The organism is Desulfococcus sp. (assembly GCF_050178255.1).
Taxonomy (GTDB): Bacteria; Desulfobacterota; Desulfobacteria; order Desulfobacterales; family Desulfococcaceae; genus Desulfococcus; species Desulfococcus multivorans.
In genome coordinates this window covers 1-20800 of sequence record NZ_JBFXGG010000014.1, presented here as the reverse complement: position 1 = coordinate 20800, position 20800 = coordinate 1, and the positions used below count along the sequence as shown (strand labels likewise).

Annotated in this window: 23 protein-coding genes; 8 read left to right on the top strand and 15 right to left on the bottom strand. The window is 56.3% G+C overall.

The window, feature by feature from the left end:
• Nucleotides 1–28: 28 nt before the first annotated feature.
• From greA to lon, 4 genes are all read right to left on the bottom strand, one after another.
• A complete protein-coding gene (gene greA / locus AB7S84_RS04665; RefSeq protein WP_020876547.1) occupies nt 29–496 on the bottom strand; it encodes a transcription elongation factor GreA in 468 nt (155 codons plus the stop codon).
• A gap of 341 nt (nt 497–837) precedes the next feature.
• On the bottom strand, nt 838–1509 hold the full coding sequence (locus AB7S84_RS04660) for a phosphatidylserine decarboxylase family protein (RefSeq protein ID WP_020876548.1): 672 nt from the start codon (nt 1507–1509) through the stop codon (nt 838–840).
• Nucleotides 1510–1599: 90 nt separating this feature from the next.
• Nucleotides 1600–2349: a tRNA (adenosine(37)-N6)-threonylcarbamoyltransferase complex dimerization subunit type 1 TsaB gene (gene tsaB, locus AB7S84_RS04655; RefSeq protein ID WP_020876549.1), complete on the bottom strand. Its 750-nt coding sequence runs from the start codon at nt 2347–2349 to the stop codon at nt 1600–1602.
• Nucleotides 2346–4802, bottom strand: a complete 2457-nt coding sequence (gene lon / locus AB7S84_RS04650) for an endopeptidase La (protein ID WP_020876550.1) — start codon at nt 4800–4802, stop codon at nt 2346–2348. Before lon ends, tsaB begins: the two co-directional genes overlap by 4 nt.
• A 400-nt stretch (nt 4803–5202) precedes the next feature.
• Between lon and AB7S84_RS04645 the strand changes: the two genes are divergently transcribed.
• Both AB7S84_RS04645 and AB7S84_RS04640 read left to right on the top strand, forming a co-directional pair.
• Nucleotides 5203–5994, top strand: a complete 792-nt coding sequence (locus AB7S84_RS04645) for a prepilin peptidase (RefSeq protein WP_020876551.1) — start codon at nt 5203–5205, stop codon at nt 5992–5994.
• Between the two features lie 10 nt (nt 5995–6004).
• Nucleotides 6005–6730: a metallophosphoesterase family protein gene (locus AB7S84_RS04640; RefSeq protein WP_020876552.1), complete on the top strand. Its 726-nt coding sequence runs from the start codon at nt 6005–6007 to the stop codon at nt 6728–6730.
• Between the two features lie 64 nt (nt 6731–6794).
• Here AB7S84_RS04640 and AB7S84_RS04635 read toward each other — a convergent pair whose 3' ends face one another.
• From AB7S84_RS04635 to ffh, 9 genes are read right to left on the bottom strand one after another with little or no spacing between them, the layout of a single operon-like run.
• The gene (locus tag AB7S84_RS04635) at nt 6795–7169 is read right to left on the bottom strand and encodes a YraN family protein (protein ID WP_020876553.1); all 375 of its coding nucleotides are present in this window, start codon (nt 7167–7169) and stop codon (nt 6795–6797) included.
• Complete coding sequence (locus AB7S84_RS04630) at nt 7159–7782, bottom strand: ribonuclease HII (protein WP_020876554.1); 624 nt, start codon at nt 7780–7782, stop codon at nt 7159–7161. The genes AB7S84_RS04635 and AB7S84_RS04630 overlap by 11 nt, the downstream gene beginning before the upstream one ends.
• A gap of 13 nt (nt 7783–7795) precedes the next feature.
• Entirely contained in the window at nt 7796–8143 is a 348-nt protein-coding gene (gene rplS, locus AB7S84_RS04625; protein ID WP_020876555.1) for a 50S ribosomal protein L19, read from the bottom strand.
• 8 nt (nt 8144–8151) lie between these two features.
• Nucleotides 8152–8745, bottom strand: coding sequence for an RNA methyltransferase (locus AB7S84_RS04620; RefSeq protein WP_144016475.1), 594 nt, complete (start codon nt 8743–8745; stop codon nt 8152–8154).
• Entirely contained in the window at nt 8696–9553 is an 858-nt protein-coding gene (trmD, locus tag AB7S84_RS04615) for a tRNA (guanosine(37)-N1)-methyltransferase TrmD (protein WP_428153173.1), read from the bottom strand. The genes AB7S84_RS04620 and trmD overlap by 50 nt, the downstream gene beginning before the upstream one ends.
• Nucleotides 9554–9600: 47 nt before the next feature.
• Nucleotides 9601–10125 (bottom strand): ribosome maturation factor RimM, encoded by a 525-nt coding sequence (gene rimM, locus AB7S84_RS04610; RefSeq protein WP_040414871.1) that lies wholly within the window; start codon nt 10123–10125, stop codon nt 9601–9603.
• A gap of 1 nt (nt 10126) precedes the next feature.
• Nucleotides 10127–10357, bottom strand: coding sequence for a KH domain-containing protein (locus AB7S84_RS04605; protein ID WP_020876559.1), 231 nt, complete (start codon nt 10355–10357; stop codon nt 10127–10129).
• 49 nt (nt 10358–10406) lie between these two features.
• Nucleotides 10407–10658, bottom strand: coding sequence for a 30S ribosomal protein S16 (rpsP, locus tag AB7S84_RS04600; protein WP_020876560.1), 252 nt, complete (start codon nt 10656–10658; stop codon nt 10407–10409).
• Between the two features lie 20 nt (nt 10659–10678).
• Nucleotides 10679–12010 carry a signal recognition particle protein gene (gene ffh, locus AB7S84_RS04595; protein ID WP_020876561.1) on the bottom strand — a complete coding sequence of 444 codons (1332 nt, stop codon included), beginning with the start codon at nt 12008–12010 and terminating at the stop codon, nt 10679–10681.
• 104 nt (nt 12011–12114) lie between these two features.
• Here ffh and rlmN point away from each other — a divergent pair, with 104 nt between their 5' ends.
• From rlmN to AB7S84_RS04565, 6 genes are read left to right on the top strand one after another with little or no spacing between them, the layout of a single operon-like run.
• Entirely contained in the window at nt 12115–13203 is a 1089-nt protein-coding gene (gene rlmN, locus AB7S84_RS04590; protein ID WP_020876562.1) for a 23S rRNA (adenine(2503)-C(2))-methyltransferase RlmN, read from the top strand.
• Between the two features lie 55 nt (nt 13204–13258).
• On the top strand, nt 13259–14602 hold the full coding sequence (locus AB7S84_RS04585; RefSeq protein ID WP_020876563.1) for an FAD-dependent oxidoreductase: 1344 nt from the start codon (nt 13259–13261) through the stop codon (nt 14600–14602).
• Between the two features lie 18 nt (nt 14603–14620).
• Nucleotides 14621–15037, top strand: a complete 417-nt coding sequence (locus AB7S84_RS04580) for a secondary thiamine-phosphate synthase enzyme YjbQ (RefSeq protein WP_020876564.1) — start codon at nt 14621–14623, stop codon at nt 15035–15037.
• 17 nt (nt 15038–15054) lie between these two features.
• On the top strand, nt 15055–17430 hold the full coding sequence (mrcB, locus tag AB7S84_RS04575) for a penicillin-binding protein 1B (RefSeq protein ID WP_159449715.1): 2376 nt from the start codon (nt 15055–15057) through the stop codon (nt 17428–17430).
• A complete protein-coding gene (locus tag AB7S84_RS04570; RefSeq protein ID WP_020876566.1) occupies nt 17430–18047 on the top strand; it encodes a tetratricopeptide repeat protein in 618 nt (205 codons plus the stop codon). Before mrcB ends, AB7S84_RS04570 begins: the two co-directional genes overlap by 1 nt.
• 49 nt (nt 18048–18096) lie before the next feature.
• Nucleotides 18097–18936 carry a rhomboid family intramembrane serine protease gene (locus AB7S84_RS04565; RefSeq protein ID WP_234979143.1) on the top strand — a complete coding sequence of 280 codons (840 nt, stop codon included), beginning with the start codon at nt 18097–18099 and terminating at the stop codon, nt 18934–18936.
• A gap of 8 nt (nt 18937–18944) precedes the next feature.
• Here AB7S84_RS04565 and AB7S84_RS04560 read toward each other — a convergent pair whose 3' ends face one another.
• Together AB7S84_RS04560 and AB7S84_RS04555 are read right to left on the bottom strand one after the other, a co-directional pair.
• The gene (locus AB7S84_RS04560; RefSeq protein WP_020876568.1) at nt 18945–19922 is read right to left on the bottom strand and encodes a glycosyltransferase family 9 protein; all 978 of its coding nucleotides are present in this window, start codon (nt 19920–19922) and stop codon (nt 18945–18947) included.
• Between the two features lie 13 nt (nt 19923–19935).
• Complete coding sequence (locus tag AB7S84_RS04555) at nt 19936–20763, bottom strand: universal stress protein (protein ID WP_020876569.1); 828 nt, start codon at nt 20761–20763, stop codon at nt 19936–19938.
• Nucleotides 20764–20800: the final 37 nt, after the last annotated feature.

The following is a 20800-nucleotide window of genomic DNA, read 5'->3' as shown; positions in this document are numbered from 1 at the left end:
CGGCCGGACCCGGGTTATCGCTTTTGGATTACAAAATGTCAACGATCTCGTAACACCGTTTTCCGCCCGGAGCGTTCAGAACGACTTCTTCTCCCGGCGATTTGCCGATGATCGCTTTTCCAAGGGGGGATCCAACGGAAATCTTTCCTTTTTCGATATCCGACTCATCAGGTCCCACCAACTGATACCGGACCTCTTCTCCGGTATCGATATTTTCAAGAAGCACCTTGCATCCAAAGACCGCACGGTCCCTGGACACACTTTCAGTGTCAATGATCTCGGCATTCCCCAGCTTGAATCCCAGTTCGCTGATCCTTCCCTCGATAAACGCCTGACGATCCTTCGCAGCATCGAATTCCGCGTTTTCGGAAAGATCGCCGTGAGCTCTGGCCTCTTCGATTGCCTTGATATTCTTCGGTCGCTCGACGGACTTCAGCGTTTCGAGTTCTCGTTTAAGGGATTCATATCCTTCTCTGGTAATGGGTACACGTTCCAAAATTTTCTCCTGCGTTATGTAAAGTTGGCATAGCCGGCAATGAAACGAACAAAGATTCCATGGGCACCGCCCATTTTCGACAGACGGCCTTTTCAGCCCCGGTCGTCGCCCGGAATACGCTGCTCCTCAAAAAACGAATCACAGCGCCGTCAAACCATCACCACGCCATGAGGGCTATCTCACCACGTTATCTCATAAAATTATTTAGGTTTTAAGCCATCTGACGACACTTAAAACCTAACTTGAGCATGAGCCATTTTATCGAAACCAACCGCTGTGGTCTCCGTTTGAATCGTGTCGTTCCGTAGACCGCCCGGCGCGGTCTCACTGAAGACGGCCGCTTATTTCAGATGTCCCAACACGGAGGTTCCGCCCTTCACCCGATCGCCGACCCGGACGCATGGCGTCGCATCCGAGGGCAGATATAGATCCAGCCGGGAACCAAAACAGATCAGACCAAAACGCTGTCCTTTCGTGACCGGATCGCCGGGCTGGACATAACAGATAATCCGTCGGGCGATCAGGCCGGCAATCTGAACGAAGCAGAGCCGCACGCCTTGGGACGATTCGAGAACGACGGCATTGCGCTCGTTATCGCTGGAGGCTTTATCCAGGTTTGCCGAAAAAAATTTCCCGGGGTGATACAGAACATCCACAATGGTTCCCGAAAAAGGAACCCGGTTCACGTGAACATTGAAAACGCTCATGAACACGCTGACCTTCAAGGACGGACCTTCGATATAAGGATTCTCAGGGACGGTATCGACGAAAACCACCCTGCCGTCAGCAGGTGACACGACTCCCGTTTCCGAGTAGGGGATCACACGATCGGGATCCCTGAAAAAACAACAGATGCCTAGGGTTGCCGCCAATCCAATAACGGACGGCCAGACCAGCCCCAGAAGGGCAAAAACAGCGGTAGCAAAAGCGGCGGCGAATATAAACGGATATCCGGCTTTTGCTACGGGATATGCTGTCTGTCCCGGCGGATCGGACCAGACAAAATTTTTCATCTAAACGGCCTTTTGTAGGGTATGGTTCTCTGACAATCGTTTTTGTATAGTGAAATCATACTGCATTGTCAATAAAAACGATATGGCGGCTCAGGCATTTCGGGGTTCCGTGCGGCGTTTTGCGTCGAGATTGAGTTCCGCGTCCGATTTGCGCAGATACCTGGGGACAAGGCCGGTGATGTCATTTCCCGCGTCGTACTTCAGGCGAAGGAAGGCCAGCCGAGCCACCGAGGCGCCTCGAATAACATGATGTTCGTTTGCAGCCAGCCGGGCCTTCTCTCCCAGCCGGGCCGTGATCAGGGAAGCATAAGCACGGGCGCCTTCGCCCACAAACGTACACGGCGCCGTGATGTCCGCTAACACGTCCGCTGGGTGCAGGACCTTCTCCTCCGCTGAAAAACCCGTTGTTCCCCATCGGCTGTCGCCTTCGGTTTCCGAAAGGCCGGCGCTTCGGGCGAAGCGATAAGAGGCGCTGTAAACCTCGCCCTTACCTGCATCCAGGAGAGCGCACACAAGACGATCGAAACACATCAAAGGCAAGGCCAGGGCTTGAAGACTCGAAACGCCTACTGCCGGTTTTCCGGCGGCCAGAGCCAATCCCTTGATTGTGCTGATACCAATGCGAAGCCCCGTAAAACTTCCCGGGCCACGGGTAACGCCGAAGGCATCCACCGCGTCCAGCGTCGTGCCCGCCATCTCCAAGGCCATGTCGATCATCCGCATCAGGTGGCGGGAATGGGTTTGCGGGCGCAGGGTCGTCACCTCTCCTGCCAACTTTCCTGAATCGGTCACGGCCACACTGCAGCTCCGGGAACAGGTGTCGACGGCCAGGATCCTCACATGCGCTCCCCTCGCGCTGCCGACGTGCCGGGGGATTTCGCGGCGGGCGTCTTCCGTTCCGACCGCCGTTTCCTGGGGGCGGATTCCTCAAGGGCGATGGGAAGCACCTCGTCCATGTGCTTAACCGGTATAAACTTCATTTTTCGTTTGAGGTTCGCAGGAATTTCAGAGAGGTCTTTCCTGTTCTTCTCCGGTAGAATCACTGTTTGAATGCCCCCTCTCAGAGCGCCGAGGGCTTTTTCCTTCAAACCGCCGATGGGCAGGACACGTCCTCTTAAGGTGATCTCGCCGGTCATGGCGACATACTTGTTTACCGGACGACCGGTCATGACCGATATCAGCGCGGTTGCCATGGCGATACCCGCCGACGGACCGTCCTTGGGAATGGCACCGGCGGGAACGTGAATGTGGATATCCTGATTTTCGAAGAACGACTCGTCCACCCCCCATCGATCCATGTTGGCACGGGCATAACTGACGGCAGCTCGAGCGGATTCCTGCATGATCTCACCCAGCTGTCCGGTGATGAGCAGATCTCCTTTCCCGCCGAAAAGCGACACCTCAATGTAGAGGACATCACCTCCGGCCTCGGTCCAGGCCAGTCCCGTCGAGAGACCGACTTGGCTCTCGTCCTGGTCCATCTCGGGATAGTACTGTGGAACCCCCAGATATTTATGAATATTGGCCCGAGTAACCAGAAACGGCCCTTTTTCTCCCTCGGCTATCTTTCGGGCCACCTTGCGGCAGATACTCCCAATTTCCCGCTCGAGGTTTCGGACCCCCGCCTCCGACGTGTATTCATTGATGATCTGGAGCATGGCATTGCCCGTGATGGAGATATTTTTAGACTTCAGTCCGTTTTCCTTGATCTGTCGGGGCAAGAGATGTTTCGTCGCAATATCCATCTTCTCTTCGTCAGTGTATCCGGAGAGCCGAATCACCTCCATCCGGTCGAGAAGGGCTGAAGGAATCGTATCGGTCATGTTGGCGGTAAGAATAAACATCACCTTGGAAAGATCGAAGGAAAGGTTCAGGTAGTGATCGCTGAAGTTGGCGTTCTGCTCCGGGTCCAGAGCCTCCAACAGCGCTGATGACGGATCGCCCCTGAAATCGGAGCCGAGTTTATCGATCTCGTCCATCATGAACACCGGATTCCGACTGCCGCACTGTTTCAATCCCTGGATGATACGACCGGGGAGCGCGCCGATGTAAGTGCGGCGATGTCCTCGAATCTCGGCCTCATCCCGAACGCCTCCCAGAGAAATCCGAAAAAATTTCCGCCGCATGGCCTTGGCGATAGCACGACCCAGGGAAGTTTTTCCCACTCCCGGAGGTCCCACGAAGCAAAGAATGGGCCCTTTGGTTTCGGGGTTTAACTTGCGGACGCTCAAATACTCAAGTATTCGGTCTTTGACCTTGGTCAAACCGTAATGGTCTTCGTCCAGCACCTTTTTGGCCCCTGGGATGTCGAAATGGTCCGCGGTCATTTTCTGCCAGGGAAGTTCGACCAGCCAGTCCAGATAGGTTCGGACGATGGACGCCTCGGCGGCGTCGGGGTGCATCTGCTCCAGTCGTCTGAGCTGTTTTTCCGCCTCTTCCTTGGCCTCTTTGCCCAAACGGGCCCGTTTGATCCGCCGCTTGTACTCCTCGATCTCCAGGGCCTTTTCGTCCAACTCCCCCAATTCCCGGTGAATGGCGCGCACCTGCTCGCGCAGATAGTAATCTCTCTGGCTCTTGGAAATCTCGTCCTTTACGTCCGATTGGATCTTGGCCTGCATGGCCGACAGGTCCACCTCACGGGAAAGCAGCTCGTTCACCTTTTTGAGGCGCTCCAGAGGATCGATGATCTCCAGGATCATCTGAGATTCCTGAATCTTCAACTTCAGGTTGGAGGCCACCAGGTCGGCCAGCTTTCCAGGATCTTCGATGCTGTCCAGAATGGCGCCCACATCACTGCTCATCTCCCCTCGAAGAGTCATGATTTTCTCGGAGTACTCCCTGACGTTTCTCATGAGAGCCTCGATGGTGAGGTCATCCTTGGAAACCGGCAGGTCCTCGATGAGATTGATCTTGACACTATACCAGGAGCGCTTACGAACGTATTCCACTATCCGTGCCTTGGCAACGCCCTGAACCAACGCTTTCATCCGTCCGTCCGGAAGTTTCAACATGCGAAGCACGCGGGCTACCGTCCCCAGGGTGTATATCTCCTCGGGTTTCGGGTTTTCGACGCCGGGATCCTGCTGGGTAGCCAACATCAGATAATTGTCGTTTGCCACCGCTTCTTCCACCGCTCTGACGGATTTCTTCCGCCCCACGAAAAGCGGCAGCAACATATCCGTAAAAATGACGACATCCCGCACCGGCATCAACGGCAACACTTCCGGTATATCGATATCCTCTTCGTCTTCTTCTATGATGCTGATAAGATCATCTTTGTCCGATTCGGCCATTTTCTCTCCTATTTTCCGTAACCGTTTATGCCATCTCCGGCGCACTCCAGACGGTGGTGCGGCTGAAAACGGACAGCCTTAAGTCATGACTTCAGGCGAATAAATTCAGCGTATATGATAACGCATATTTCCATTTTGACAATATGATCCTTGCTTTTTTTGCAAAACTAGGACATGAATGTCATGGTTATTACAACTTCAATTACAACCGATCGCGTTCCGGAGTCGATCATCGGCATCTCAATTCAGGGTTGGCGGTTTCACATATTCAATTATATGTCATGCACTACGCTTTGTCACTGCGCAAAGCCATGGATGGATCGAGCGCTTCGACATTCGCAAGTCCTGAATTCAAATTCCTTGCGGAATCATCCGACATTCAACTTTCTATATATTTATCATGGCCATATACCCATCGGTCCTGATCCACTTTGTGGTGTTCGTTTTCGGGCTGTGCATCGGCAGCTTCCTGAACGTCTGCATCTTTCGGATCCCCCGTGCGAAATCCATTGTTCGCCCTCCGTCCGCCTGTCCGGTATGCGGAGCGCCCATCCGGTTCCACAACAATATTCCCCTGCTGAGCTATGCCCTCCTGAAAGGTCGATGCCGAGACTGCGGTGTCTCCATCCCGCTTCGATATCCGGCCCTCGAGCTGGCGACCGGCCTTACGGCGACAGCCATATTCGCCACTTTCGGTGCAAGCCTGTCAGCCATCGTTTACTTCACGTTCCTATCGACGCTCTGGGTCGTCAGTCTCATCGACATCGATCACAGGATCATTCCCGACGTCATTTCCCTCCCGGGAATCCCCTTGTTCTTCCTCGCCTCATTGGCCGTACCGTCGATGACGGTAAAAGACGCTCTTTTAGGCATCCTGTTCGGGGGAGGAAGCCTCTACATCGTCGCCTGGAGTTACAGCGCTCTCAAGAAAACAGACGGCATGGGCGGTGGAGATATCAAGCTCCTGGCCATGATCGGAGCGCTCATCGGGTGGAAGGGCGTTCTGTTCACGCTGTTCGTCGGTTCCGCCCTGGGAACCCTCGTGGGCGTCGGACTCATGATCACCGGCGGGAAGACCATGAAGCTGGCCGTCCCTTTCGCCCCTTTTCTCTCAGCCGGTGCAGCGATTTACGTCTTTTTCGGCCCCCGTCTCATCAACTGGTACCTGAACGTTATCCCGCTGTCCATTTGAAAAAAACGCCATGCGGATAGCCGTCATTGCCGACATCCACGGAAACCTCGAAGCGTTTCAATCGGTATTGAGGGACATTGACGGATCCGGAATCCAGCATATCGTCTCAGTGGGTGATAACATTGGATACGGCGCCGAATCCGAAGCGGTAATGGCGTTGATTCGGGAGCGCGGCATCCTCTCGGTTCTCGGAAACCATGAAATGGCGGTGAGATATCCTCGGTTCTTCAAATGGTTCAATCCACAGGTTCAGGCAACACTCCAATCGACCTTCGCGGGGCTGTCCTCTCAAACCCTGGCGGATATCCATCGCATGCCGTCCCTATTGATCCGATGGGGATCCCGGTTCGTTCACGGATTTCCCCCGAAGTCTCCGTTCCTCTACCTCTACCAGATGCGGGAGCGCAAGATATGCCGCGCATTTCACCGCATCGACGAAAAGCACTGTTTCATCGGCCACACCCATGAGTTGAACCTGATTCGGGTACGCGGCGGATCCGCCCGTTACCTGCCGTTCTCCCGGGGCGTTGCCGTTCTGGAAAACGACGCCGCCTATCTCATCAACGTGGGAAGTGTAGGCCAGCCCAGGGACGGGGACAACCGTGCCAAATATGTCATTTGGGATATATCGGCGTCATCGGTGGAGGTGCGTCGGGTCAGTTACGATATCGATACGGCGATCCGCAAAATTCTCGACGCGGGATACCCCGAATCTTTCGCCGCCCGCCTGCGATAAGGGCATTCAGTCGGCACCATCCCTACCCTGACCAGGGGGCGCATGCTGCCGGTGACAGGATTGATCAGCCGTAGGCAAGCTCGAAGGCATTTCTGACGATCTCGCACCGGACGTCATCGCCGCAGGGTGTGAGGGTAACGACATCAAAACGCGCGCTGCAGCCCATCTGCCCGGTCCCCTTGAGATAATAAAGCGCTGTTTTGGATATCTTCTGCTGCTTGGCTCGCGTCACGGCGTATTTGGGATGACCGTAATGCCCCCTGTCCCGACGAGCCTTCACCTCTACGAATACGATGGTCTCTCCATCCCGGGCGATGATATCGATCTCACCCATTTTCGTCCGATAATTCCGGGCAAGAATACGATACCCCGATCGTCTCAGAATGTCAGCGGCCAAAGCCTCACTCGCCCGGCCAAATTTCTGAGATTTATTCAACATATTCACGAACACCTTTGAAAGTTTTGCGATGGATGGGGCTCGGGCCATAAAGAGCGACGGCGAGACGGTGGGCCCGGGTGGGGTATCCTTTGTGACTGGAAAAGCCGTATTGGGGGTATTGCCGATGGTAACATTCCATGAGCCGGTCTCTGGTGACCTTTGCGACGATGGATGCTGCGGCAATGGATATGCTTTTGGCATCCCCCTTGACAATCGGCTCCTGGGGCAGGTCCATGGGAATCGGAAAAAGGCCGTCGACCAGAAGATAGTCCGGCTGAAGAACGAGATTCCTGACCGCCAAGACCATGGACCGGAGAGCGGCCTGGAGGATATTCGTGCGATCAATCTCCTCGGCAGTCACCACGCCGACCCCCACGCCCGGGGCATCCCGATAAATGCGGTCAAAGAGGATCTCCCGCTTCCGGGGCGCCAGTTTCTTCGAATCGTCAATCGCTATTGTCCCTACCGCCGTCAACCCGTTCTCAAACCAATCGGAAGGCAACATCACGGCGGCAGAGACAACAGGGCCGGCCAGGGGGCCCCGGCCGGCCTCGTCAACGCCCGCAATGGACGCAAAACCTTTTTTCCGGGCATGGGCTTCGAATGACCACATGGTGGGCTTTGAATTAATTGAGGCGTTTCTCCTTGATTCGAGCGGCCTTCCCCCGAAGCTTGCGAAGATAGTAAATTTTAGATCGCCGAACCCGCCCCTTGGTGACCACCTCGATTTTGTCGATGATGGGGGAATGCAACGGAAAAATACGTTCGACCCCGACGCCGTAGGATACCTTCCTTACGGTGAAGGTCGCATTGACCATGCCCCGATGCCGGCTGATCACCACCCCTTGAAAGACCTGGATACGTTCTTTTTCGCCCTCTTTGATTTTAACATGCACCTTGACGGTATCTCCGGGAATGAAATCCGGTACGTCAAGACGCATCATCTCCCTTTCCATTTTTTCCAATAGTTTCATAATTCCCTCTAACCAACTATTTCGGTATGTTGATGTTGTTCACACGATCCGCCTAAAAGACGGTCCACGATGATGGATGCCGCAGATCTGACGGACAGGTGATTGTAATGGGTTCCCCCGGTAATCGGCTCGAGCAGATAATCCGCTGCATGAATGAATTCCTCTGATAAGCCCCATGCCGTGCCGAAATTGAGAACAAAGGGCTCTCCTTGCGCCAGCATACAGCGAAGCCGGTCACAGCTCAAACTGCCCGGCGCTTTCCGCGCGGATGTCACCACGGTTTTGGGCACGCCTTGCCCCTCTGCGGTGATCTCATCGATCATCTCTTCGTACCTCTCCTTGATCCGGATGATGGAAAGCGCATCTTTTCGGGCGGGGTTGTAATCACCTCCGCCGCCTTCCACCCAGTGGGATATAATCCGGCGGGCCAATTTCCGTTGGTCCGACAGGGGAGTGATCACATAAAAGGCTTTAGCCCCGTAAGTTCTGGCCAGTCTGGCGATATCGTGCAAGTCCAGATTCGTCACCGCCGCAGCGACAGTGTCGCCGTTTTTATTCACGACCGGGTAGTGAATCAGCGCGAGATAAATTTTGGGTTTCAACAATTCTTTCAATCTCGGTAGACCATTTTCTCAAAATGTTGATCTCCCGGGCTGTAAAGGCCCGGTCTTCCATCAAGTCCGGACGTTTGAGAAACGTTCTTATCAGGGCAGTCTCGGTACGCCATTGTTCTATAGCCTGATGGTTGCCCGAAAGAAGAACATCGGGAACCCGGTCCCCCTCAAAATCCCTTGGCCGGGTATAATGGGCATGCTCCAGAAGTCCCTCGGAAAATGAGTCTTTTTCCGCGGAATCCGCACCGCCCAGAACACCGGGCAGAAGGCGGGTCACCGCGTCGATGATGATCATTACCGGCAGTTCGCCTCCGGTGAGGACATAATCACCGATGGAGATTTCGTCGTCGATGTACTGATTGAAGATCCTCTCGTCAACCCCTTCATAACGGCCGCATACAAAAATCACCCCCTCCTCCCGGGCCAGCTCATGGGCCAGGGACTGATTGAATCGCCGCCCTTGGGGCGTCATCAGCACCGTTCGGGAAAAAGGGGTGATTTTCTTGGCCGCCTGGATAGCCTTGGCAAGAGGCTCGGGTTTCATGACCATTCCCGGTCCGCCGCCGTAAGGCCGATCATCCGTGGTGCGGTGTTTATCCGATGTATATCGTCGAATATCAACAGCTGCCGCGGAGATGTGGTGACCCTCGATCGCCCGCTTGATGATACTGTTTTCCCAGAACGCATCAAACAGCTCGGGGAAAATGGTAAGTACCCGAAAAATCATCTCATGAAGGCCTCTGAAACAAACATTCCGGCATGCCAGCACCTCTGCGTCCGACATCGCCGTACCCATGATTCCCACAAAAAGAGGTCCCTTGCGTCTATATCAGTCCCTCGGGATCAGTCCCTCGGGATCAGTCCCTCGGGAAGATCCACCGTCATGGTGCCGTGCTTCAGATCCACATTTTTCACCACCGAGGCGAGGGCCGGAATCAACATTTCGCTTTTGCCGTCCCGAATCACATAGACATCATTGCTTCCCGTCCGGAATATGGACGCAATGATCCCCAACTCTCTGAACGCCGTCGTTCGAACGGCAAGGCCGATCAGATCAGCCCAATAGTAGTGCCCCTCCTCCAACACCGGCAATCGCGATTTTTCCGTGAACACGTCGTTCCCCACCAGGGCTTCGGCCGTATCCCGATCCGTCACATTGTCAAGCGCCAGGAGTATCGTACGATGGTGGGGCTTTGCCCAGCGAATCGCGTACGTTGCGCCGGTGTTTTCAGGGTTCCCGACATATACCGTCACGCCGGGCTCCAGAAGCGCCATGGATTCGATATGAGGGTATAGTTTCAGGTTTCCCCGGACACCATGAACCCCGATGATTTTTCCAATAATGAAACAGGCCTCTTCCTTCACCACTCTACTCTAAAATTTCAAGCACCGTGCGCTTTTTCACCTTGGCGGAAGCCGCACTCAGTATCGTACGCATCGCTCTTGCCGTACGCCCCTGTTTCCCGATGACTTTCCCCAGATCCTCTTTTGCCACTTTGAGTTCGAGCACTGAGGTCTGGTTTCCCTCAACCTCCTCTACCGATACCTGATCAGGATTGTCAACCAGTGCCTGCGCAATGTACTTAATCAGATCTTTCATAGCTCCGCCTCCTTAAAGGGTTCAAGAGAGTCAGGGGTAAAGACGACGATCAGGGGTTGGTCAGCAGTCCTTGTTTTTTAAGAAGGTTCCTTACGGTATCCGTCGGCTCCGCACCCTGCGCCATCCAGTATTTAACGCGATCCCCTTTCAGGTTCACCTCTGCCGGATCAGGCAACGGATTATAGGTGCCGACAACCTCCAGAAACCGTCCGTCTCTCGGACTTTCAATGTTTGCGACAACAATTCTGTAAAACGGCCTCTTTTTTGCGCCATGCCTGGCGAGTCTGATTTTTACTGACATACCGCTTCCAACATCTCCTTTCAAAACGGCAGCATTCCACGGCCAAATCCGCGTATGCCGCCTTTGTTGAGTTTTTTGATCATTTTCATGACCTGAGTATAATTTTTCAGGAGCCGGTTCACGTCCTGCACCTGGGTACCGCTTCCCCGTGCGATCCGCTTTCGCCGGCTCCCGTTGATCACTTGATGATGGGACCGTTCATGCGGCGTCATGGAATTGATGATCGCCTCGATACGAACCAACTCGGTCTCGTCGACGTCAAGGTTCTTGAACTGCTTATTTGTTTTCATCCCCGGGATCATACCGATCAGGTCTCCAAGGGATCCCATTTTTCGGATCTGGACCATCTGATCCTTGAAATCTTCCAGGGTGAACTGGCTCTTCCTCAGTTTTTTTTCGAGCTCGACCGCCTTTTCCTCGTCCATCACCGACTGGGCCTTTTCGATGAGAGTCAGGACGTCTCCCATCCCCAGAATGCTCGATGCGATCCGGTCGGGGTGAAAGGCTTCAAGTTGGGTCAATTTTTCACCGACGCCGATAAATTTGATGGGCTTTCCCGTAATCGCGCGAATAGACAAAGCCGCACCACCCCTGGCATCGCCGTCCATCTTGGATAGAATGACACCCCCGAGGTCCAGGGCTTTGTCAAAGGATTCCGAGATGTTCACCGCGTCCTGCCCCGTCATGGCATCGGCAACCAGCAGAATGTCCGAAGGCATCACCGCATCCCGAATCCGAACGAGTTCCGCCATCAGCTCCGCATCCAGATGAAGGCGGCCCGCGGTATCCAGCAGCAGGACGTCGCACCCCGCCTTCTGGGCAGCGGTCCTCGCCTTGTCGCAAATCTCCACCGGATCCATTTCGGTTTCCGACGGAAATACCGGCACGCCGATCTGCCCTCCCAACTTTTTCAACTGGTCGATAGCTGCGGGACGGTAAACGTCCGCCGGCACCAGATACGGCTTTTTCCCTTTCTTTTTGAGATAAACCGCAAGCTTTCCCGACGTCGTCGTCTTACCGGACCCCTGAAGCCCCACAAGCATCACCGATACGGGTCTGGTGCCGGAAAGATTGAGGTCTTCGAGGCTCTCACCCATGAGACGCGTCAGTTCTTCGTTGACAATCTTGACGACCTGCTGCCCCGGCGTCAGACTCTTCATGACTTCCTGGCCAAGAGCGCGGGCTTTGACATCGGCAATGAATTTTTTGGCTACACGGTAATGAACATCAGCCTCGAGGAGCGCCATCCGGACCTCCCTCAGGCCCTCTTCGACGTTCTTCTCGGTGAGTTTGCCGTGCCCCTTGAGCTTTTTAAATACCCCTTCAAGCCTGCTGCTCAGACTGTCAAACATAACTGCACCAATTTCACTTCAAATTAAAATTCTTGAATTTAATATGCAAACAAGGTAATGTCAAGAAAAATCATTTTTGGATCTTCTTGTAAAAACAATATAAAATGAATTACCTACCCACGCCGATCGATATCAAGGAACTCACCCGGGCAGATCTCATCTGCCTACTTCAGGAAGAGCGTATCGCCCCTTACCGGGCCGGACAGATCTTTAAATGGATCTACCAACACCAGGTCGACCGGTTCGAAGAGATGTCGGACCTGAACAAACCCCTGCGTCGGCAGCTGGCGGCGCGGTTCGTCATCGGCCGGCTGCATCGAACCGCGGTTGAAACCGCCCGCGACGGCGCCCGAAAATATCTGTTGCGACTGAACGACGGCCGCTTCATCGAATCGGTTTTGATCCCCGAAAAAGAGCATTACACCCTCTGCATATCAAGCCAGGTCGGCTGCGCTCAGGGATGCCGATTCTGTCTGACCGCGCAGGAGGGGTTTATCCGCAACCTCACCATGGGCGAAATCATCGCCCAGGTTCGCGACGCCGTTTTAGACATCCCCGCCGCCGACCCACGTCGTCTGACCAACATCGTATTTATGGGCATGGGGGAACCGCTGGCCAACCTCACCCACGTCATCCGGGCTCTGCAAATCATCACGGACGCCGACAGCGGCCTGAAATTTTCTGCCAGGCGGGTTACTGTTTCCACTGCCGGTCTGGCGGCCCAACTCGATCGTCTGGGGCGGGAAACGGAAGTAAATCTTGCAATATCACTAAACGCGGCAGATAACAAGACCCGTTCCCGCCTGATGCCCATCAACCGGAGATATCCCATCGAGGTTCTCATGGCGGCCTGCCGGGAATACCCTCTCAAGCCGCGCCGACGCATCACCTTTGAATACATCCTGATCGACGGCGTCAACGACGGGGACAAGGACGCCCGCCGCCTGGTCGACCTCCTGCGTCCGGTCCGTGCCAAAATCAATCTGATCCCATTCAACGAACACGACGGCAGCCCGTTTTGCCGTCCCGATGAAGCTCGGATTTTGAAATTCCAGGAAATCCTCACCAGCCAAAACTATACCGCCGTCATCCGCCACAGCAAGGGACAGGACATTTCCGCCGCATGCGGTCAACTGAACGCCCGAAACCGAGACGGTTGTCCCGCGTCCGGATCCGCCTCCGCGATGGCATAACATTACCGCCGGAGGCGATGCTTCAACCCAAACCGCACAGAACAAGGAGGTCTTCATGGATTTTGTCATCATAGGCGGCGACGCCGCAGGGATGAGCGCCGCCAGTCGCGCCAAACGACACCAACCGAACCTTCGGGTGACCGTCCTGGAGATGACCCGGGACGTCTCATACAGCGCCTGCGGCATGCCCTACAACATCGCAGACCCCCAACGAGACATGGATGACCTGGTCGTCCGCGAGGCCGCCGTATTCGAAAAGAAGCAGGGTATCCGTGTTCGCCTCCGCCACGAGGCCCGACGGATCGACCCTGAATCCCGGCGGGTGGAAGGCGTCGATGCCGACGGCCGGCCTTTTTCCAGTCCCTACGACCGGTTGCTGATCGCCACGGGCGCCTCGCCGATCCTGCCGAAAATCCCGGGGATCAAGCTTCCGGGCGTCCTGGTCCTGAAAAACCTCGAGGACGGACGAAGGCTGAAACATTACCTCTCGGGCCGAAAGATCGGCAGGGTCGTCATCATCGGCATGGGATATATCGCCCTTGAGATGTGCGAAGCCCTCGCTGCACGGGGGATCGCCGTGGATATGATTAAACCCCGGCCCGGTCTGCTGCCCTGGATGGATTCGGAGTTGTCCGCCCGTGTACGTGCGGAACTCGAGGCTCACGGCGTCGGGATCCATGACGGCCGTGCCGTCGAAAATATCACTGCAGCGCCCGGCGGGGGTTTCAAGGTAGGTGCCGCCGACATGACGATCTCCTGCGACATGGTCATCGTCGCCGCGGGGATCTCCCCCAACAGCCGAATCGCGGCTGATGCGGGGCTTGAGACGGGGCCTATGGGTGCCGTATCCGTCGACGCGACCCTCCGCACCTCGAATCCATACATTTATTCGGCCGGGGACTGTGCCGATGCTTTTCACGTGGTGACCGGTAAGCGGGTATGGATTCCCCTGGCGCTGAGGGCGAACCGTGCCGGATGGGCCGCCGCGGACAATATCTGCGGCATTGAAACCCGTCTCTCGGGAATCGCCGGTACTGCCGTCTTCAAGGTCTTCGACCTGGAGGTGGCCTGCACCGGCCTGACGCAGAATGAAGCGACGACGGCGGGTTTTCTTCCCGAGACGGTGACCATCAAAACCCGATCCCGGGCTCACGCCCATCCCGGCAGCGCATCGATCCATGTCCACCTGGTCGGCGACCGTGAAACCGGCCGCCTGTTGGGGGCACAGATGGTCGGCCGGGAAGGCTGTGCGCATCGCATCAACGCAGCGGCAGTCGCGCTTCATGCCCACATGACCGTAGCCGATTTCAGCCAGTCGGATCTGGCCTATGCACCGCCCTTCGGGCCGGTATGGGATCCCCTTCTGACCGCTGCGAACCAGCTCCTGAAGAAACTGTAACCCCTTTGGAAGGACACCATGAAGAGCTATAGAAAGGAATTGTGGTTCCATGTACCGACCCGCCGGGCCTTCGTCAACATTACGCCCCAGGTCACGAAATGCTTGGTTGAAAGCGGTATCCAGGAGGGCCTTGCACTGGTCAACGCCATGCACATCACCGCCTCCGTCTTCATCAACGACGACGAGTCGGGCCTTCATCACGACTATGACGTCTGGCTTGAAAAACTCGCCCCCCATGAACCGGTTTCGGCCTACCGCCACAATGTCGGGGAGGATAATGCCGACGCCCATATGAAACGCCAAATCATGGGCCGCGAGGTTACGGTGGCCGTTACCCGTGGTCATCTGGATCTGGGTACTTGGGAGCAGATATTTTACGGCGAATTCGATGGACGCCGGGAAAAGCGCGTACTGGTCAAAATCATCGGGGAATGATGAATCGGAGTCAGGGTTTGAAGAAAAAGAGGACATCCAGGACGGCGAAAAAAATCAAAAAAAAATCACCGAGACTTCGAAGGCATCTTTTCCTGACGGCCGGCGTTCTGATCGCTCTTTTACTCATTGGATATATCGGCCGCCTCGGATGGGAGGCGAGGGAACGTTTCGGGAGCAAAAAATGGGAGTTGCCGGCCCGGGTCTATGCACGTCCGCTGGAACTCTATCCCGGTCTCGCCATGAACGAAGCATCTCTGATGAAGGAGCTTTCCCTGCTTTCCTACCGCCCGGCGGATCGGATCGCCGTACCCGGAAGCTTCTCCAGAAAAGGGGGCCGTGTTACCCTTTACAGCCGCCCCTTCGCCTTTCCCGACGGTCATGAACCTTCAAAAAAGATTCGGCTCACCATCGCAAACGGCCGCATCCGCTCTCTGAGCGATATCGAAACAGGGGAACAGCTTTCAATCGCACGTCTCGACCCGGCCCTCATCGGCAGCTTTTATCCCACCCACCACCAGGATCGGCTCTGGGTCAGATTCAGTGAAGCCCCCCCCCTTCTCATCCAGACCATCATGGCGGTGGAGGACCGGGATTTTTATGAACATTACGGCATTAAACCCCTCTCGATCCTCCGGGCCCTCAAGGCCAATATCATGGCGGGGAAGACTGTTCAGGGGGGCAGCACGCTGACTCAGCAGCTGGTCAAGAATCTTTTCCTGAGCCGTGAGAAATCCCTGCGTCGAAAAATCGAAGAGGCGGCCATGGCCCTCAGCCTCGAATTTTTTTACACCAAGGACCAGATCTTCGAAGCCTACATCAACGAGGTCTATCTCGCCCAGGACGGCAATCGGGCCATTCATGGATTCGGTATGGCCAGCCGGTTCTATTTCGGCCGATCTCTGGAGGATCTGGGAGCCGGTGAAACAGCTCTGCTTGTGGGGATGCTCAAAGGGCCGTCAGTCTACGATCCGCGTAAGAACCCGGATCGTGCCCTGGCACGTCGGAACCAGGTTCTGAAGATGATGGCCCGCCAGAAACTGATTCGACCCGGTGAGGCCAACCTGGCCATGAAGACCCGGCTGGATATTCTGGCAAGACCGCCGTCGGGCAACAGTCCTTTTCCGGCCTTCATGGAGCTGGTCAAACGCCAGCTTCTCCTGGAATACGAGGAGAAAGACCTCAGGTCCGAGGGGCTGAGGATCTTCTCGACCCTTGACCCCCAGGTACAGATGGCTTTGGAGGCATCGGTGACGACTGAATTGAACGCCATCGAATCCGGAAGGGGGCTTCCGAAAAACAGCCTCGAGATTGCCGCGGTGGTGACATCCACCTCAGCCAATGAGGTGGTGGCGATGATGGGCGGACGTCTTCCCGGCGACCCTGGGTTCAACCGGGTTCTTGATGCCCGCCGCCCCATCGGATCTCTCGTCAAGCCGGTGATCTATCTCTCGGCGCTGATGAGACCGCAGCATTACACCCTGGTCACGCCGCTGAATGACGGTCCGGTCGAGATCAAGGCCGCCGGGAGCGTCTGGAGCCCCAAAAATTATGATCGGCGACACCACGGTATCGTGCCGCTGTATGAGGCGTTGGCTCAGTCCTACAATGTCGCCGCCGTCCGCCTGGGGATGGACATCGGATTGGCGACCGTGTTCGACACCCTGAACCGGCTGGGCGTCGAGGGGGATTTTCCTGCATATCCATCAGCCCTTCTAGGAGCGCTGGAGATGTCCCCCATCGAGGTAACTCAAATGTACCAGACTCTGGCGTCCGGTGGATTCTACTCTCCGATCCAGTCTATCCAGGCGGTCTATCGTTCCGACGGCGAGTTGCTCCAACGCTATCCCCTGACGGTCCGGGAGAATATCGATCCTGGGGCCGTCTATCTGCTCAACACCGCCCTCCAAGCCGTTGCCACCGACGGCACCGCCAGATCCCTGGATCAGGGTCTGGTACGTCGATTGACGCCCGCTGGAAAGACCGGAACCACGAATGACATGCGAGACAGTTGGTTTGCCGGATTCACCGGAGATCGCGTAGCTGCGGTATGGATTGGTCGTGACGACAACACGCCCTGCGGTCTGTCGGGGGCCACCGGTGCGCTCAGGGTCTGGGGGAAGATCATGTCTCGGATCGCCGCCGCACCCCTCACCTTGACACCCCCCGAAAACGTAGCAGCCATTGCCGTTGACCCCGTAACGGGAATGCGCGCTGAACCGGCGTGCCCCGGTGCCGTATCAGTGCCGTTTATCCGGGGTTCGGAACCGCGGGAAACCGTCGCCTGCAGACAGCGCATCCCCAAACGAACGGCGGAATCGCCGGCTGCGCCCCCCCAACGACGGTCGAGGTCCGGACCCGACAATCTCCTCAACTGGTTCAAGGAATTATTTTAATGAAAATGTCGACTGTATTGGGATGCTTTTTTTTCGGCGTGGTGTTGACTTTTGTCGGCTGCGCCAAACCGCCGGTGCGCAGTTATCCCCGCCCGACGGTTTCATACCCCGCCAACCGGCCTCAGCCCCAGACGGGGACGACAAGGTCGGTAGATGCCGGGAAATCAGGTGGGCTCCCCGAAGCTTCGTCCACCCTCGACAACCGTTTATCCCCGCCCGCCTACGACAAGCCCCTGGCGTCCGTTGGCAATACGTCAACGGCTAAAAGCGCAACGAAGAACGACTATCTCCTGGCGGCAGTCAGCCCGCTTGCCGACCAAGCCTCCCGATACCTGGCTAAAGGAGATCTCGACAAAGCCCAGACCACGGCCGAACGGGCGGTTCGCATTGATCCGAACAATGCGGAATTGTGGCACCTGATGGGTAAGATACAGTTGGCCCGCCGGAATTTCAGCCAGGCGGAGCAACTCGCCCGCAAATCGAACCTTCTGGCCAAAGACAACCCACAACTTCATGCCCGGAACTGGCGGCTGATCGCCGATTCACTCCGCGGGAGAGGCAATGTCTCCGCCGCAGAAGCAGCCATGGAAAAAGCCCGCCGCTTCAATTCCAGATGATCCCGATGGTCCGATGACCGGCGGGAAGATGTGCTTCGAAAGGAATGCCGTGAACGACACACAAAAGAATTCAGTCCTTTGCCCCCATTGCAGGAAACTGGTCGGACGGGACGAGCTCCGCTGCCCGTATTGCGGGGCCGCGCGCCCGGGAGCGCCATGGAAGGCTATCGTCAACCTCGGCGGGGCATCACTGGAATATCGCATCATCCCGGCCCTCATATACGTCAATGTCGGCCTGTATCTGCTCTCGCTGCTGCTCTATCCCCCGAATCTGAACTTCATGAACCCGTTGACGGCCTTCTCGCCGTCCAGCGGAAGTCTCCTGCTTCTGGGTGCATCGGGAACGATCCCCATCGACCGTGCCGGCAATTGGTGGTCCCTGGTGTCCGCCGGTTACCTTCACGGCAGCCTGCTTCACATCCTATTCAACATGATTGCCCTGAAACAGCTGGGAACGCTGACCATCCAGGCTTACGGCGCCCGCCGGATGATCGTCATCTACACACTGACCGGCATCGCCGGATACGCCGCATCCTATCTCGCGGGCGTTCGTTTCACCATTGGGGCGTCCGCCGCCATATGCGGCCTCATCGGGGCCCTGCTATATTATGGAAAAAGCCGGGGCGGCCTTTTCGGCGAAGCACTGTTCAAACAGGTCAGCGGCTGGCTCGTCGGCCTGTTTCTCATCGGTCTTATGCCAAATATCAACAACTGGGGCCACGGCGCCGGGATCCTGAGCGGCATCGCCGTAGGGTACATAATAGCCTACCCGGAAAAACGACCGGACGCCTTCCTGCACAACGTCGGCGCGGCCCTCTCCATCGTTCTCACCCTGCTGGTTCTGCTGCAGGCCGTCGCTTCCGGTCTCTGGTATCGCTTTTTCGGATAACGTTTTCCTCAGCCGCAGTCTGAAAGCAGTTCCAGCAATCGGGCCGCCACGTCCGGCGCCGTGACGGCCAAAAGACACGGCGATCCTTCGCAATTTTCCTCTGTTCTCTCAAAACAAGGCCGGCAATTCAGATCTGCCGGCGTCACTACCGCCGTCCTGCGCCCCCGAGGCCGCCATCGGACCGGATCCGAAGGACCAAAAATTGCCAAAGTCGGCAGCCCCAGGAAAGCGGCCAGATGCGTTGCGCCGCCATCATTGCCGACATAGCCGTCAGCGCGTTCAAGGAGCGTTACGAAAGCATCCAGCGTGGCGGGGGTATGAATCGTCCATCCCGATACATCTTCCGCGATTCGTGGAAATATATGGTCTTCGGCAGGGCCCAATATAAATTCCGGCACCATTCCTTCCTGTCGGATGCGCCGCGCCAAAGCCGCAAACCGGGCCGACGGCCAATTTTTCCGGAGACTGCCTGAGCCGGGATGGATAAAAACGGTTTTCGAGGCGCCCTTCCGCCGTTTTACGGACGGAAAGCCTTTGGGAAAGGATGCTCCGTCATTCACCGCCGTCAGGAGTCCCGCAGCGACGAGGTGCCCGGAAACATGGTCATGAATATGGATTCGAGAAGTTATAGGGGGCCGGGGCGGCATTCGGTAAACGGGTCCGTGAAATACCCTTGAAATCCCCCTTTCGAGATGCCGGGAATTGGAGAACAGGACGACCCCGCCGTAGGGACGGAAAAGACTGCCCGGCACCGGATCGGAACCGCCCGACGTTTCAGCGTACAAACCCGCGAACACCGACGACTCCACGGGAAATGCGCGCCTGAATATTCCCAGAGTACACCCAAGCTTGCCGAGAGCGTTTTGGCAGACGCCCTCGACGCCGCCGGGAAATCGTTGCTTCAGACGGAGGAGGTTGTCGAAGGTCGCCACGACATCCCCCAGCGCCCCCGGATGATACACCAGTATCGGAGCGTCGTCCCGCAAGGCAGCCTCCCCGTCAACGTCCGGCAGCGTATGCCGGTCCGACGATCAGGAGGTTGTTGGAGATAACCGACTGAACCTTTTCCATGGTACTGCCGAACACAAAATCGCGAATCAGGCCATGCCCGAAAGCACCCAGCACGACCAAGGCGTCATGGGGAACATCATAGAGATTTTCTTCATCCACGTCCCGTTCCCAGAAATGCCACTCTGCTCCGCATTGCCGGAGCGCCTTGTCGAGCCCCTGCTCCCGAACCGCCTCCCGGTAGGCGTCGGAATGTTTTCCCTCGGTTCCGGTAAACAGGCGGAGAGGCATTCCTGTTTTCCGCTGGATGCGAAGCCCCAGATTCAAGGCTTTGAACGCGTTGACGGATCCACCAAAGAAGACGGCGATGCTCGTCCAGGGTTTATAAACAGGGCTGGTCAACAACACCGGAAAACGAGCAGATCGGACAATACGCCGAACCCGCGGACCGATGTAGCCGAGGCCGATCTTGGAAGACAGATCGCTGATGCTTCTTGGACAACTCATGAAATCAAAATCGGAGGGAATGTCCGGGAGGGTCGACGCCGTGAAATTCCTGGGCGTCAGAAAACCGGCCTCCAGGCCGTATTCGACCATCAATCCGGAGACGCGATCGACGGCGGTATCGGGTGATGTGAGATAGGACGCGTCCAGGTCGACTTGAACGACATCGTTTTCAAAATACATCAAAAATTTAATGAACGCCGGAATGTAAACCACCGGCGTCACGCCCATCTGCTTGCAGAAATGGATCGATTGCATGAGCGTCTCTCTGCCCAACGGGGTGTTTCTGAATATGTGGAGCAATCGGGCTTCCATAAGATCTCCTCGCCTTATCGGCACGTTTGTACACGAA

Bases quoted from the DNA above. Each gene is read 5' to 3' on its own strand.
- AB7S84_RS04660 (WP_020876548.1), bottom strand. From the start codon at position 1,509: ATGAAAAATTTTGTCTGGTCCGATCCGCCGGGACAGACAGCATATCCC.
- lon (WP_020876550.1), bottom strand. From the start codon at position 4,802: ATGGCCGAATCGGACAAAGATGATCTTATCAGCATCATAGAAGAAGAC.
- AB7S84_RS04645 (WP_020876551.1), top strand. From the start codon at position 5,203: ATGGCCATATACCCATCGGTCCTGATCCACTTTGTGGTGTTCGTTTTC.
- AB7S84_RS04640 (WP_020876552.1), top strand. From the start codon at position 6,005: ATGCGGATAGCCGTCATTGCCGACATCCACGGAAACCTCGAAGCGTTT.
- AB7S84_RS04635 (WP_020876553.1), bottom strand. From the start codon at position 7,169: ATGTTGAATAAATCTCAGAAATTTGGCCGGGCGAGTGAGGCTTTGGCC.
- AB7S84_RS04630 (WP_020876554.1), bottom strand. From the start codon at position 7,782: ATGTGGTCATTCGAAGCCCATGCCCGGAAAAAAGGTTTTGCGTCCATT.
- rplS (WP_020876555.1), bottom strand. From the start codon at position 8,143: ATGAAACTATTGGAAAAAATGGAAAGGGAGATGATGCGTCTTGACGTA.
- trmD (WP_428153173.1), bottom strand. From the start codon at position 9,553: ATGGGTACGGCGATGTCGGACGCAGAGGTGCTGGCATGCCGGAATGTT.
- AB7S84_RS04605 (WP_020876559.1), bottom strand. From the start codon at position 10,357: ATGAAAGATCTGATTAAGTACATTGCGCAGGCACTGGTTGACAATCCT.
- rpsP (WP_020876560.1), bottom strand. From the start codon at position 10,658: ATGTCAGTAAAAATCAGACTCGCCAGGCATGGCGCAAAAAAGAGGCCG.
- ffh (WP_020876561.1), bottom strand. From the start codon at position 12,010: ATGTTTGACAGTCTGAGCAGCAGGCTTGAAGGGGTATTTAAAAAGCTC.
- rlmN (WP_020876562.1), top strand. From the start codon at position 12,115: ATGAATTACCTACCCACGCCGATCGATATCAAGGAACTCACCCGGGCA.
- AB7S84_RS04585 (WP_020876563.1), top strand. From the start codon at position 13,259: ATGGATTTTGTCATCATAGGCGGCGACGCCGCAGGGATGAGCGCCGCC.
- AB7S84_RS04580 (WP_020876564.1), top strand. From the start codon at position 14,621: ATGAAGAGCTATAGAAAGGAATTGTGGTTCCATGTACCGACCCGCCGG.
- AB7S84_RS04570 (WP_020876566.1), top strand. From the start codon at position 17,430: ATGAAAATGTCGACTGTATTGGGATGCTTTTTTTTCGGCGTGGTGTTG.
- AB7S84_RS04555 (WP_020876569.1), bottom strand. From the start codon at position 20,763: ATGGAAGCCCGATTGCTCCACATATTCAGAAACACCCCGTTGGGCAGA.